The following is a 13,824-nucleotide window of genomic DNA, read 5'->3' on the forward strand; positions in this document are numbered from 1 at the left end:
CGCCAGCCCCTTGAGCCATCTGGAATCCAACACATGAGCCAACCACAATATCGCCTGGGCATCGACGCCGGCGGCACCTTCACCGACTTCATCCTCGCCGATCGCCAGGGCAACGTGCAGTTGTTCAAAGCGCCCTCCACGCCCCAGGACGGCACGCTGGCAATCCGTAACGGCCTGGCGCAGATCGCCGATGCCATCGGCCGCACCCCGGCCCAGATCATTGCCGACTGTGACCTGTGCATCAACGGCACCACCGTGGCCCTCAACGCCCTGATCGAAAAGACCGGGGTCAAGGTCGGCCTGCTGTGCACCGAAGGGCATGAGGACAGCCTGGAAATCCGCCTCGGCCACAAGGAGGACGGGCACCGCTACGACGCCAGCTACCCGCCCGCCTACATGCTGGTGCCGCGCCACCTGCGCCGGCCGATCAGCGGCCGGATCATCAGCGATGGCCGCGAGCATACGCCGCTGGATGAGCAGGCAATCCACGCGGCCATCGAGTACTTTCGCCAAGAACAGGTCAAGGCGGTGGCAATCTCCTTCGTCTGGTCGGTGCGCAACCCCAGCCACGAACAACGTGCCGCCGAACTGGTACGCGCGGCGCTGCCGGACGTGTTCGTCTGCACCGGCAATGAAGTGTTCCCGCAGATCCGCGAATACACCCGCACCTCCACCACCGTGGTCAACGCCTACCTGAGCCCGGTGATGGGCCGCTACATCGAGCGCATCGACGCGCTGTTCGAGGAACTGGGAGCACGCCAGCCGACTCGCTACTTCCAGTCCAACGGTGGCCTGGCCCCCGGCCTCGTGATGCGCGAGCGCGCGGTCAACGCCATCAACTCCGGCCCCGCCTCCGCACCCCAGGCCGGCCTGTGCGTGGCCCAACCGTTCGGCATCGACAACGTGATCACCGTCGACATGGGTGGCACCTCGTTCGACATCACCCTGAGCAAGGCCGGGCGTACCAACTTCAGCAAGGACACCGACTTCCTGCGCTACCGCATCGGCGTGCCGATGATCCAGGTCGAAACCCTCGGCGCCGGTGGCGGCTCGATTGCCTTCCTCGACGACTTCGGCATGCTCCAGGTCGGCCCACGCAGCGCCGGGGCCAATCCTGGGCCGGTGTGCTACGGCAAGGGCGGCGTCGAGCCAACGGTCACCGACGCCAACCTGGCCCTCGGTTACCTGGCCGATGGCGCATTGCTTGGCGGCAGCATTCGCTTGAACCGCCAGGCGGCGATCGAGGCGATCCGCAGCAAGATCGCCGAGCCCTTGGGCATCAGCGTGGAGCGGGCGGCCACCGGCATCATCACCCTGGTCAACCTGAACATGGTCAGCGGCATCCGCCGGGTCTCGGTGGAACGCGGCTACGATCCCCGGGATTTCGCCCTGATCGGCGCCGGAGGCGCAGCGGGTATGCATGTCATGCGCCTGGCCGAGGAGATCGGCAGCAACGTGGTGCTGATCCCCAAAGTTGCCTCGGGCCTGTGTGCCTACGGGCAGATTCTCTCGGACATCCGCTACGACCAGTTGACCACCCTGCCCATGCGCCTGGACGACGACCGGGTCGACCTGCCCCTGCTCAACCGGACGTTGTGCGCGCTGCGCGAACGGGGCATGGATAACCTGCGTGAAGACGGCTTCGGCGCCGGCAACAATGTCGAGTGCCAGTACCACCTGGAAATCCGCTACCTGGGCCAGATCCACGAATGCAGCGTCGAACTGTCCTGCGACCAACTCGACCCCAGCGCCCTGGCGACCTTGCGCGAGGCCTTCCACACCCGGCACAAGGCGCTGTTCTCCTACAGCGAACCGCAGAGCCCGATCGAACTGGTCAACCTTGAGTGCTCGGTGATCGCGCGCCTGCAACGCCCACCCATGCCCGAGTTGCCGCCAGCCACCAGCGACGCCCCGGCCCAGGCCAGCAGCTACCGCTCGATGCTGTTCGATGCCCAGGCGGCCTGGCAGCAGACCCCGGTGTACAACGGCGAGCACCTGCAGTCCGGGCAGACGGTCGAGGGTCCCTGCGTGATCGAGGAAGCGACCACCAACATCGTGGTGCCGCCAGGCTGGCGCGCGACGCTCGCGCCGTCTGCCACCTACCGGCTGACGCGTGGCGGTTGACCCCCTGTAGACATTGGCAAATGATGGCCTCCCAGCGGCGCCGCCAGTCCTTGACCGGCGGCGCCGCCCTCAGAAAAACAACAACACGAGGGCAGCCATGGCACACACCGTCTCCACCCGCCACTGGTCCGACAGCGAACGCCAGCCCCGCTGGGCGCAAGCGATCGGCAGTGCCTACTTCCCGTTGTCGCTGGAATTTGCCGCCAGCGACCGTTTCAGCGGCAACCTGCAGATCTGGGAAACCGCCAGCACCCCCCTGACCCTGTCGCGCCTGCGCTCCAGTCAGCTCGGCTATTCGCGCAGCAAGGCCCAGGTCAGCGAAGACCAGCAAGCCTGCTACCTGGTAACCGTGCCCCGGCGCAGTGAAGTGCATTTCGAGCAGGACGGCCGCGCCCTGCATTGCCAGCCCGGCGGGTTCATTTTCGAGCGCGGTGACGCGCCCTATCGTTTTCACTACGCCAGCGACAACGACCTGTGGGTGTTCAAGCTGCCGGAGCAAGCGCTGCACGGCCAGCTGCGCGGCGCCGAACGCTATACACGCTTTTGTTTCGACGCCCGGCGAGCCCTGGGGCGGATCTTCGTCGATCAGTTGGCCATGTGCGCAGCACGCTTTGACGAGTGCGCTCCCAGCGCGCGCCACATGTTGCTGGAACAGGCCCTCTCGACCCTGCTGATGGCCCTGCGCGACGATGAGCGCGTGCTCAGCAGCGAGAGCTCGAACCTCGCCGCCCTGCACCTGCAACGCATCGAACGCTACGTTGAACAACAGCTGGGTAACCCCGACCTCAACCCGCAGCTGATCGCCGAGGCCTGCGGGGTGTCGGTGCGCTACCTGCACAAACTCTTCAGCAGCACCTCCTACAGCCTGGGTGAGTGGATTCGCCGGCGCCGGCTCGAGGCCGTGCACCGTGGCCTGCTCGATCCCAACTGCTACTTGTCGATCGGCGCCCTGGCGATGCGCTGGGGCTTCAGCGACCAGGCGCAGTTCACCCGCAGCTTCCGCCAGCATTTCGCCTGCACCGCCAGCGAAGTCCGCGCCAGCGCCCGGCACGGCCTGGATCCAGGGGCACGGTTGATCCAATAGACGCCGGCCTCAGAACCCCACCGTGGCCGACAGCAGCCAGGTGCGCGGGGTCGACAGGGTCAGGCCCGCCGCACTGTCGGACGAGGTGGCGGCCGAGGCCCAGTAGGTCTTGTCGAGGACGTTTTCCACGGCGGCGCGCAGCGTCACTGGGCTGTCGCCAACCTTGAAGGCATAACGGCCGCCCAGGTCGTAGCGTTGCCAGGCATCGATCTCTTGGTCGTTGGCCGGGTCCAGGTACTGGGAACTGGTGTGGATGGCCCGTGCGGTGAGGGTCAGACCCTGTACCGCAGGAATGTCCCATTCCGCACCGAGGTTGGCGTTGACCTGCGGTGCGCCGGTACCACGATTACCGTCGTACTGGCCATCGGTGGTATCGCTCTGCTTGCTGTCGAGCAGCATTACCCCACCCAGCAAGCGCACCCCGTACAGCGGTTCACCGAAAACGTTGAACTCCAGCCCCTGGTTGACCAACTGGCCGTTGGGCTTGAAGTTGTTCTGGTCATCGTACTGGTAGGCCAGCTGCTCGATGCGGAACAGGCTGCTGGTCAGGCCGAAGGTGCCATGGTCGTACTTGATGCCGACCTCGCCCTGCTTGCTGCGGTACGGCGCGAAGACCGTATCGGCATTGTTCGCCGTGCTCGGCGCAGTCTCGCCCTGGGTCAGGCCTTCAACATAGTTGGCAAACACCGACAGCCGATCGCTGGCCTTGAACACCACGCCCAGGGCCGGTGAAGTGTCGGTCTCGTCATTCACCGGCTCATCGCGCACGCCATTGCTCCAGGAGGTGACCTTGACCCGTTGCAGGCGCGCGCCAAGGGTCAGCAGCAGGCGGTCCTCGAACAGCCCCAAGGTGTCGGCCAGGGCCACACTGGTGAAGCGGTCTTCGGTGTGGGTGCTGGTATCGATGCGATTGGGCTGGCCCGGATAGGCCACCTCCACCGGCTGGTAGATATTGCCGATGCTGCGCAGGTAGCGCTCACCGGCGTTGTCGAAGTCCATGTCGAAGCGGTTCAGGCTCAGGTTCAGGGTGTGGTTGACCGCGCCGGTGCTGAACCATTGGCGGGCACCGAGGGTGGCGGTCTGCACGTCTTCATCGCGGCGGAAGGTGCGCGGTACCAGGGTGAAGTTGCCGTTGTCCTGGGTGTTCTGCACGCCATGGCGCAGGAAATCGTAGTTGCCTTTGCGCGCGCCATAAGCGGCGTAGAGCATCAGTGAGTCGCTGACATCAAACTCGCCACGCAGCGCACCGAAGGAGTCCTTCGATTGCGCATAGGTCCAGGGTTGGGCGAAGTTGCGGTCGATGTCTTCGGCCTTCGGCACCTTGGCCCCGGGTGCCAGTTCGACCCGCTCCTGAGGGGCGTCGGCGCGCCGCTGCTGGTGTCCGATGTCCAACGACAGGCGCACCCGCTCTTCGCGCAGGTCGAGGCCTAGCACCCCGGTTTCCCGCTCGATGGCCTGGTGGTCCCACTCGGTGTCGCCGGACTGCTGTACACCGTTGAAGCGCACACCAAAACGCTGGTCCTCGCCAAAGCGCCGGCCAATGTCCAGGGCACCGCCGAACTGTCCGGCAGAGGCATAGTTAGCCGTGATCTCGGTGACCGGTGCATCCGTGGCGCGCTTGGGCACGATGTTGATGCCGCCGCCGATACTGCCACGCGGGGCAATGCCAGAGAGCACCGCGCTCGGGCCCTTGAGGATGTCGACGCGCTCGGCGATTTCCATGTCGATGGCGTAGGTCGGGAGGATGCCGTACAGGCCACCGTAGGCCACGTCACTGTTGAACAGGCTGAACCCACGGATGGTGAACTGCTCGAAACGCCCGCTGGCCGGGTTGGTGGTGCGCACCGACGGGTCGGCGGCCACCACGTCGCCGAGGGTCCGGGCTTGCTGGTTCTTGATCGCCTGCTGGGTGTAGGAGGTGACGCTGAACGGGCTGTCCATGAAGTCCTGGTCACCCAGCATGCCCTGGGAGCCGGCACGATTGACCTGGCCACCGGCGTAGGGCGCCACGCCCTGCTCCGCCGTGGCGCCCACAATCGCGGTGGCCGGCAGTTGCAGGCTGCCGGCGTCCGGCGCCGGCACCAGGATATAAGCCTGCTCACCCACTGCCTGCAATTGCAGACCGGAACCCTGGAGCAATCGGGCAAAGCCCTCTTGCACCGCGAATTCGCCGGACAACCCCTGGCTGGTGCGCCCGCCGACCAACGCCGGATCCACCGCGAGGTTGACCCCGGCCTGCCCGGCAAACCGGGTCAAGGTGGCACCCAGGCTCCCGGCCGGCACCTGGTAGCTGCGCCGGGCGGCGTCTTCGGCCCAACTGCTGGCGATCAATAACGGGCTGGCGTTCAGGCTCAGCATGAGGCTCAGGTGCAACAAAGGACGCATACGGCTTGGCACTGCGGGCATTGGAAGAGTCTCTGGTTTTTGTTCACTTGCCAGGAATGACCGGCGAGACGCAGAAAAGGGACAGGCTTGCAGGAAATTCTGGAAAAAATAAATAAATCGCCCTGCCACTGCGCACACCCACCACGGGGGCCCACAGATCCCGCAGCCAGCCACCAAACCTGTGGGAGCGAGCTTGCTCGCGATGGTCGTCAACGATGACGTGTACCGCCTGGATGCACGTGTCGCCCTTGAGGTTTTCGCGAGCTCGCTCCTACAGTGGTTGCGCGAACCCACAGATCCCGCAGCCAGCCACCAAACCTGTGGGAGCGAGCCTGCTCGCGATGGTCGTCAACGATGACGCACACTGCCTGGATGTCCGTGTCGCCCTTGAGGTTTTCGCGAGCAAGCCGCAAGCGGGCACTCGCTCCTACAGAGGTTCAGCCCAACTGGTCACGGGGAGCCAGGGTCACCCAATAGCGGGTGCGCGTATGCACTTCCAGCGCCAGGCTGGCTGCCAGCAAGGCCAGTACCCGGTCGGTGTTGTCGAGGCGGAAGCTGCCGGTCACCCGCAGCTTTTCCAGGGCCGGCTCCCAGCGCAGCAGCCCGGGACGGTAGCGGCTCAGTTCCCGCAGAAAATCCCCCAATGGCTGGTCCTGCGCCGTCAGCACCCCGCTGCGCCAATCCGCCACGGAGGGGTCGAAGGCGCTCACCGGGCCAGCGCCCGAAGCTTGCAGGTCGACCCGCTGCCCGGCATTGAGCACCAGCAGCGGCCCATGCAAGGGCTGCAACTGCACCGCACCGCTGACCACCGAGACCTGGCAATGGCCGTCATTGAGGCGCACGCACACTTCGCTGCGGCTGACGTTGATCTGCCCATAGGGCGCTTGCAAGGTCAGAGGCGCCGGGCCAGGAACCTTGAGCGCCACCTCGCCGCGTACCAGGCTCAAGTGGCGGGTCCCCAGGTCGAGGTTGACCGCGCTGGCGCTGTTCAGCTGCAACGAGCTGCCATCCGCCAGGGGCAGCCGCCGCTGTTCTCCGGTGCCGGTGTGCAGGTCGGCGCGCCACACGTCCAGCGGCAACTGCCGGCTCAGCAACCAGGCGCTGGGAACCAGCACCGCCACCCCCAGGGCACGCTTGAGCACGGCCCGTCGACCCGCATCCGGGCGGTCCAGGGTGGCCAGCGCCAGTGCCGACGGCAAGTCGCAAAAGCGTTGGCGCAACGCCTGCGCTCGCTGCCAGGCGCTCTCGTGGCTGCCATGGCTGTTGCGCCACTGCTGCAGGCGCTGATGATCGTCTTCACTGGCACTGCCCGATTCCATCAGTGCCAGCCATTGGGCCGCCGCGCGCGCCACTTCGCGGGCTTCGCTGGAAGGCACGGCACGACTCACAGTTCCACCAGCAAGCAATGTTCGTAGGCATGGGCCATGTAGCGCTTGACCGTACGCTCACTGACTTGCAGGCGTTCGGCGATCTCGCGATAGCCGAGGCCGTCGAGCTGACTCCAGAGAAATGCCCGGCGCACCAGCACCGGCAGGCCATCGAGCAATTCGTCGAGGGCCTGCAGGGTTCCCAGTAGCAGCCAGCGTTGCTCCGGCGAAGGCACGCTGTCCTCCGGCAATCGGGCCAGGGCATCCAGGTAGGCCTGCTCCAGGTGGCGCCGGGTGTAGAAGTTGCTCAGCAGGCGCTTACCCACCGTCAACAGGTAGGCACGGGGCTCGCGCATCTCGGCAATCTGCTGCGAGCTGGACAGTACCCGCAGGAAGGTATCCTGACTCAGGTCCGCGGCATCCCAGGCATTGCCCATGCGCCGCCGCAACCAGCATTCGAGCCAGCTGCGATGGTCACGGTACAAGGCGTGGAGGGCATGCTCCGGAGGCGTCGCTGCGTCAATCATGTCAAGAGGCCCTGCGCGAAGGATATTTCAAATGAGAGTGATTCTAATTAATACCTTGTCACTTCACCATGTCCTTTTTGCACATTCAGCGATTACCGTGGCTTGAGTTCGCCCCCGGTTCTGCTTCAGGAGGAAATCCGCTAGGCTTGGTTTTTCTCTTCAGGATGGACCCAGGAATGCCCGTGCTCGACACCTCCCTGCAAGACACCGCCGCCCCCGAGGGCGTTTGTTATGGCTGCGGCAGCCGCAACCCCCATGGCTTGCACATCAAGAGCCGCTGGCATGAGGATGGTGTGCACGTGGTGGCCGAGCACCTGCCCGATGCCAAGTATTGCGGCTGGCCGGACCTGGTCTATGGCGGGCTGATTGCCATGCTGGTGGACTGCCATTCCAACTGGGCAGTGATGGCCTACCACTACCGCGCCGAACAGCGCGAACCCGGCAGCCTGCCGCGCATCAACTGCGTCACCGGCAACCTGGGCATCAAGTTCATCAAGCCCACCCCCATGGACGTGCCGCTGACCTTGCGCGCGCGGGTCGAAGGTGAAGTCGGGCGCAAGAGCCGGGTGATCTGCGAGGTGTATGCCGGCGAGGTGCTCACCGCCGTCGGCGATTCGGTGTTCGTGCGGGTCGACACCGGACAACTGGCCGCTGCCGCCCACGGCCGCGAGACCACTTCGGACACTTAAGGATGATGGGCGGACAGCGCCATGACGCTGCCCGCCCCTGGCGCTACTTGCGCGCCACCTTATAGCGCAGGCAATCCTTGTAGAAGCTCTCGCGCACCGCCGCCGGCTTGAAGCGCGACGGGCTGTCGTAGGTCTGCTCGGTAATACCCAGGGCCATCATGCGCATCCACGACTTGTTGAACTTGTAGGTCTGGATCTTCTGCCGTGCGGCATACAGGGAAACCCCCGACAGCTTGAGCTCCTGGGCCCTGGCCGCAGTACCGGCGCCCCAACTGCAGACATACCGGTCGTTGGCCGGCAACTCCTTGGCCTGTGCAGACGCCACGACGCTGACCAGGGCAACCGGGATCAGCGCGCTGAGTAGATTTCGCATTAAATATTCCGTTTAACCGCCTGAAATTCCGGCGATTTTGACGACACATCGAATGCTCAGGGGCCAGCAAATTGCCTTATCGCTGCAGCTGGCGCTGCCAAAGGGGCGGAAACAGTTCGTGCTCCATCGGCACATCGGCGGCCAGTGCCTCGCGCAGCCCCGGAAAATCCGGGGACGTCGCCCAGGGTCGCGGGGCATGGCGCACGTCATCACCGATCACCCGCACCGAAAACGCCCGCCGCCGATTTTTTCCACCCACCCCTGAAGACGCATGCAGGGTCAGCATGTTGAAGCACACCATGTCCCCAGGCGCCAGCTCCCAGCCGAGGATCGGGAAGTCCTCGCGGTGATTCTCGATGTCGGGCAATTCGCCCAGGGTGCCCTCGGCAAACCATTTGGCCTGGCTGTCCATGAACGAGCGCGGCATCAGCCACGGGCCCTTGTGCGAGCCGCCGATGAATTCCAGGGTCGCGGCCCTGGGCACCGGGTCGACGGGAATCCAGAAGCTCACGGTGTCCGAACCGCTGATGTTGTAGTACGGCTGGTCCTGGTGCCAGGGGGTACGTTGGCGGGTGTTGGGCTCCTTGACCAGCAAGTGGTCATGGTGCAAGCGCACCTGCTGGCTGCCGAGCAAGGCTCCGGCGATCGGCCCCAGCGCCGAGTTGAAGATGAAGTCGCGGTAGTCGCGGTTTTCCTGCCAGTTGCAGAAGTCCTCGAAGAACCAGCCCGGGTCGCTGGCACTGCTGGCGACCTTGGCCCGTGGGCTGGGAGCGGCCAGGTTGGCCTCGATGCCCGCGGTCAACTGGCTGATTTGTTCTGGGGTAAAAGCGTTGCGGATGCACACGGCGCCCTGGCTCTGGTAGGCCTGCACCGCCTCTGCGCTGATGGGGCAGGTAAAGCCGGCATCGGCAAATCGGGTCATTTCGTTCATGACGTTGGCCTCACTCACCGTAAATGTCGAAGTTGAAGTACTTCTTGGCGATCTGCTCGTATTCGCCGGACTGGCGGATGCTGGCCAGGGCGGTGTTCAGTTGCTGCTTGAGCTCGGGTTCGTTCTTGCGGATGCCGATGGCCACGCCGTCGCCAATGATGCTTTTGTCGGTGATCGGCTCGCCGGCAAAGGCAAAGTCCTGGCCTTGGGGTTTTTGCAGCAGCCCGGCATCGGCCTGCACCGAAGCCTGGAAGGTGGCATCCAGGCGCCCGTTGATCAGGTCGGAAAACACCTGGTCCTGGGTCTGGTAGGTATGGATGTTGACGCCCTGGTTGCCCCACTGCGCGCGGGCGAAGGCTTCATGCAGGGTGCCTTGCACCACCCCCACGGACTTGCCCTTGAGGGAGGCGGCGGTGGGCAGCAGCCCGCTGTTTTTCCTGGCCACCAGCGACGACGGCGCGGTGTAGATCTTGTCGCTGAAGTCCACCTGCTGGCGGCGCGCGGCGGTGGCGCTGAAGGCCGACAGGATGGCGTCGAACTTGCGTGCCTTCAAGGCCGGGACCATGCCGTCGAAATTCTGCTCGACCCAGATGCACTTGACCTGCAGCTCGGCACACAGGGCGTTGCCCAGGTCGATATCAAAACCGCTCAGCGAGCCGTCGGGCTGCTTTTGTTCGAACGGAGGGTAACTCGGGTCGACGCCAAATTTGATCACCGGCTGGGCCTGGGCCAGCGGCGCGAACAGTACGCCGAGCAACAGGGCGCGGTAGCGAAGTTTCAAGAGTTGCATGTAGACCTCGTCTTTTATTGGTTTTCACGGTTGGGCAGGTCGTCATTCTCAAGGGTTGAGCGGTAAAAAGGCCTCGGTCAGCTTGACCCAGAAACCGGCACCCCGAAGCAGGATGTCGTCGTTGAAGTCGTAGCGCGGGTCGTGGGCCATGCAGCTTTTTTCCCCGTCGCCGTTGCCGATGATCAGGTAACAGCCAGGGACCTGCTGCAGGAAGTAGGCGAAATCCTCGCTGCCGTTGAAGGGCACTATGTCGTTCAGGACCTCGTCCTCCCCCAGCCAGTCGGTGGCCACCTGGCTGGCGAAGCGGGTCATCTGGGGATCATTGACCAGCAGCGGGTAGTCGGCACTGTAGTGGATATCGGCGGTCGCGCCGAATGCCTGGGCCTGGGCGTGGATCAGTTGCTTGATCTGGCTTTCGAGGCGGTCGCGGACGGTGTTGTTCAGCGCCCGCACCGAAATCAGCATCTGTGCGCTGTCGGGGATCACGTTGGAGGCCTTGCCGGCGTTGATCGAGCCGACGGTGATCACGCTCATGTCCTGGGGCGAGACATTGCGCGAGACGATGGTCTGCAAGGCCATGATGATGCTCGCGCAAACCACCACCGGGTCCACGGTCAGATGGGGCATCGCCCCGTGGCCACCCACGCCGTGGATGGTCACCGTGACCTGGTCGGCGGAGGCCATGAACGGGCCGGCGCGAAAACCCAATTTGCCCACCGGGTAGCCGGGCATGTTGTGCGCCGCGAACACCGCGTCACAGGGGAACTGTTCCAGCACCCCCTCCTGAATCATCCGCCGGGCACCCGCCAAGCCCTCCTCGGCCGGCTGGAAAATCAAATGCACGGTGCCATCGAACGGGTGGTCATGGGCCAGGGCATAGGCCGCCGCCAAGAGCATCACTGTGTGCCCGTCGTGCCCACAGGCGTGCATCTTCCCCGGGATCCGGCTGGCATACGGCAGGCCGGTCTTCTCCAGGATCGGCAGCGCGTCCATGTCGGCGCGGATGCCGATCACCCGTTTGCTGGTGCCTTTTTTCAGGGTGCCGATCACCCCGGTCTCCGCCAGCCCGCGCGTCACCTGATATCCCCACTGGCGTAGGCGCTCGGCGACCAAGGCGCTGGTCTCGACTTCCTGGTAGCCGAGTTCGGGGTTGGCGTGGATCTGATGGCGCAGCGCGCGCATCTCCTGTTCGATTTCTTGCAACAGCGGCAGGGACTGGGTCATGGTCAGCAATTTCCTTGTTGAACGTCAGGCCGGGATTGCGCACAGTGCCAAGGCGTTTTCTGCCAGGTCCTGCTGCTCCCTGGCACAGGTGCAGGGCTTGGGCGCTATGGGTCCGAGCTTAGAGGCAGGGAGCCGGCGCCGACAGGCAATCGAAAGTCAACAGGGCAACCCAGGGTTAACAGCGGTGACACCATGAAGTTCTATCAACTCAATGCACTGGTGGCCGTGGCCGACGCGGGCAGCATCCGTGGCGCCGCCAAGCGCCTGGACACCTCGCCGGCCGCGGTGACCAAGGCGATCCAGAAGCTGGAGGCCGACACCGCGACCCAGTTGCTGATCCGCAACACCTCGGGGATCGTGTTCACCGAACTGGGCAAGAAGCTGTTGATCCAGGCCCGCCTGCTGGTGGCGCAGATGCTCAACGCACGCCAGGTGCTGGCCGACAACAACGGCGAACTGGTGGGACGTTTGTCGGTGGCGGTGACCCCCTGGCTGGCGATGACGCTGATGCCCAAGGCGGTGGTGCGCTTTCGCCAGTTGTTCCCGCAGGTGCAACTGGAACTGTATGAGGGGCTGTCATCGGTGGCCTGCCCGCTGCTGCGCGATGCCAGTGTCGACCTGTTCATCGGGCGCCTGGACACGCGCTTCTCCAGCACCGACCTGACCTACCTGCCGCTGTTCACCGCCGACTGTGCGGTGGTGGCCCGCCGGGAACACCCGCTGGCGGACAGCCGGCGCATGGAGGACCTGGCGGCGGCCGACTGGATCATGGCGTCGCAGCAGGACGGCACGATCTCCACCCAGGGCCATGTGCACTTCGCCCATTCGCTGTCGATCATCCTCAGCCTGCTGCGCGAAACCGATATGCTCAGCGTCTTTCCCTGGCCGCTGGTGGAGCTCTGCGCACAACGCGAAGGCCTGTGCGCCCTGCCCTTGCGCGAGCCGGTGGGCAGCGCATCGGTCGGTGCCATCAGCCGCAGCGGACAACCCCTGCGGCCAGCGGCGGAGCGGTTCCTGGAATGCCTGATCGAAACCATCCACTTCGAGATGGGCCACGCCCACTCGCCGTATCGACGTATGTTGCAGACCGTCGATTTGCTGGTTTGAGCCAGCTAGCGGTAGTCAGGATCTCGCCGTTGCAGACCTGTACCTCTTGACCCGGTACATCTCACCATCCGCATGGCTGAGCAGCGTATCGGCATCTTCGCCGTCGGCGGGATAACAGGCCACGCCGATGCTGCACGACGGCATGCTGATCGCACCAAACTCGGCACCCAACGGCTCGGCCATGGCCGCGAGAATCTGCGCCACCTTGTGCGCCACCGCGTCCGGCGACTGGATGTCGGTCAACAGCACCGTGAACTCATCACCGCCCATCCGCGCCACCGTGTCGGTCTCGCGGACGCACGCTTGCAGCCGGCGAGCGATCGCACAGAGCACCCGATCGCCGGCGGCGTGGCCATGGATATCGTTGATCTGCTTGAAGTCGTTGATGTCCAGAAACAGCAACGCCAGCGTGCTCTGGTGCCGGTGGGCGGCGTGCAGCGCTGAGTCCAGTCGATCATTGAACAGCGAACGATTAGTCAGTTGGGTCAGCGGATCATGATGGGCGAGGAACCGTAACTCCTCCTCGGCCTGCCACAGGGCCGTCACGTCTCGAGCGACGCCGATCCGCGCGCCCACCTCCTCGGACCAGAACGCCGCCCACAGGATGTGGACGATAGCGCCATCCTTGCGCAGATAGCGGTTGCGGAAATCGACATGGGGCCGGCCATTCATGACCCGGACAATCGAAGCCCGGGTGGCCGCCAGGTCGTCAGGGTGCATATAGTCGGTGATCGGGGTGCCGATCAGCTCATCGGCGCGGTAACCCAGCAGCGTCTCGCAGGCATCGCTGACAAACGCAATCTGGTTATCCCGGTCGACGACAAACACCGTGTCCAGCATCAGATGGATCAGTTTGGGATAGAGCGCTTGCAGGTCTACGGGCATAGGTCAGTGCAATCTGGTTCGAATCTCATGATCATGCCCGATCATCCGGGGCGCCGGCTAGGAATCCTTGAGCTGACAGAATCAATCGCTGATCCACGGCCTAAGCGCTTATCCCGGGCTAATGCGCCGGCTTGAGCCTTGAACTCATCGGTGTAGTTACGGCGAGTGCTTGGGTACATGGCAACCTCCAAGAGAGCGACTGAAGTATCGCTTCTTGGCGTCCGTTGTCACGGGACAGGCCCATGGTGACTCTGAACCCTCAGGGTCGGCATGATCTCGTTCTCTTCGAAGCGGCGGATGGCGCCGTCTTTCAGCCCCAAGTCTGCCTGGCGACTCAG

12 protein-coding genes are annotated in these 13,824 nt (G+C 64.5%); 4 read left to right on the forward strand and 8 right to left on the reverse strand.

Going from position 1 to position 13,824, the window contains the following annotated elements:
- Window positions 1-33: 33 nt before the first annotated feature.
- Both ACM6IP_RS10320 and ACM6IP_RS10325 read left to right on the forward strand, forming a co-directional pair.
- Complete coding sequence (locus tag ACM6IP_RS10320) at window positions 34-2,124, forward strand: hydantoinase/oxoprolinase family protein (RefSeq protein ID WP_414861437.1); 2,091 nt, start codon at window positions 34-36, stop codon at window positions 2,122-2,124.
- A 97-nt stretch (window positions 2,125-2,221) separates the two neighbouring features.
- Window positions 2,222-3,208 carry a helix-turn-helix domain-containing protein gene (locus ACM6IP_RS10325; protein ID WP_401127792.1) on the forward strand — a complete coding sequence of 329 codons (987 nt, stop codon included), beginning with the start codon at window positions 2,222-2,224 and terminating at the stop codon, window positions 3,206-3,208.
- A gap of 9 nt (window positions 3,209-3,217) precedes the next feature.
- Here ACM6IP_RS10325 and ACM6IP_RS10330 read toward each other — a convergent pair whose 3' ends face one another.
- The 3 genes from ACM6IP_RS10330 to ACM6IP_RS10340 all read right to left on the reverse strand — a co-directional run bounded on the left by ACM6IP_RS10330 (window position 3,218) and on the right by ACM6IP_RS10340 (window position 7,487).
- Entirely contained in the window at window positions 3,218-5,593 is a 2,376-nt protein-coding gene (locus ACM6IP_RS10330; protein ID WP_414861438.1) for a TonB-dependent siderophore receptor, read from the reverse strand.
- A gap of 437 nt (window positions 5,594-6,030) precedes the next feature.
- Window positions 6,031-6,981, reverse strand: a complete 951-nt coding sequence (locus ACM6IP_RS10335; RefSeq protein ID WP_414861439.1) for a FecR domain-containing protein — start codon at window positions 6,979-6,981, stop codon at window positions 6,031-6,033.
- Window positions 6,978-7,487, reverse strand: a complete 510-nt coding sequence (locus ACM6IP_RS10340) for a sigma-70 family RNA polymerase sigma factor (protein WP_401127798.1) — start codon at window positions 7,485-7,487, stop codon at window positions 6,978-6,980. Before ACM6IP_RS10340 ends, ACM6IP_RS10335 begins: the two co-directional genes overlap by 4 nt.
- Before the next feature lie 176 nt (window positions 7,488-7,663).
- Between ACM6IP_RS10340 and ACM6IP_RS10345 the strand changes: the two genes are divergently transcribed.
- Entirely contained in the window at window positions 7,664-8,176 is a 513-nt protein-coding gene (locus tag ACM6IP_RS10345) for a PaaI family thioesterase (RefSeq protein WP_414861440.1), read from the forward strand.
- 43 nt (window positions 8,177-8,219) lie between these two features.
- On the opposite strand, the gene ACM6IP_RS10350 is transcribed toward ACM6IP_RS10345, so the two are convergent.
- The 4 genes from ACM6IP_RS10350 to ACM6IP_RS10365 form a co-directional block, all read right to left on the reverse strand.
- Window positions 8,220-8,549 (reverse strand): hypothetical protein, encoded by a 330-nt coding sequence (locus ACM6IP_RS10350; RefSeq protein WP_095168694.1) that lies wholly within the window; start codon window positions 8,547-8,549, stop codon window positions 8,220-8,222.
- A 76-nt stretch (window positions 8,550-8,625) separates the two neighbouring features.
- Entirely contained in the window at window positions 8,626-9,480 is an 855-nt protein-coding gene (locus tag ACM6IP_RS10355; protein ID WP_159996287.1) for a phytanoyl-CoA dioxygenase family protein, read from the reverse strand.
- Between the two features lie 10 nt (window positions 9,481-9,490).
- A complete protein-coding gene (locus tag ACM6IP_RS10360) occupies window positions 9,491-10,270 on the reverse strand; it encodes an ABC transporter substrate-binding protein (RefSeq protein ID WP_095168692.1) in 780 nt (259 codons plus the stop codon).
- Window positions 10,271-10,318: 48 nt separating this feature from the next.
- Complete coding sequence (locus ACM6IP_RS10365) at window positions 10,319-11,494, reverse strand: M20 aminoacylase family protein (protein WP_095168691.1); 1,176 nt, start codon at window positions 11,492-11,494, stop codon at window positions 10,319-10,321.
- A gap of 192 nt (window positions 11,495-11,686) precedes the next feature.
- Between ACM6IP_RS10365 and ACM6IP_RS10370 the strand changes: the two genes are divergently transcribed.
- The gene (locus ACM6IP_RS10370) at window positions 11,687-12,601 is read left to right on the forward strand and encodes a LysR family transcriptional regulator (protein ID WP_095168690.1); all 915 of its coding nucleotides are present in this window, start codon (window positions 11,687-11,689) and stop codon (window positions 12,599-12,601) included.
- Window positions 12,602-12,616: 15 nt separating this feature from the next.
- Here ACM6IP_RS10370 and ACM6IP_RS10375 read toward each other — a convergent pair whose 3' ends face one another.
- Window positions 12,617-13,486 (reverse strand): diguanylate cyclase domain-containing protein, encoded by an 870-nt coding sequence (locus ACM6IP_RS10375; protein ID WP_414861441.1) that lies wholly within the window; start codon window positions 13,484-13,486, stop codon window positions 12,617-12,619.
- Between the last annotated feature and the right edge of the window lie 338 nt (window positions 13,487-13,824).

The organism is Pseudomonas sp. IT-P176 (assembly GCF_949767245.1).
In the GTDB taxonomy this organism is placed as follows: Bacteria; Pseudomonadota; Gammaproteobacteria; order Pseudomonadales; family Pseudomonadaceae; genus Aquipseudomonas.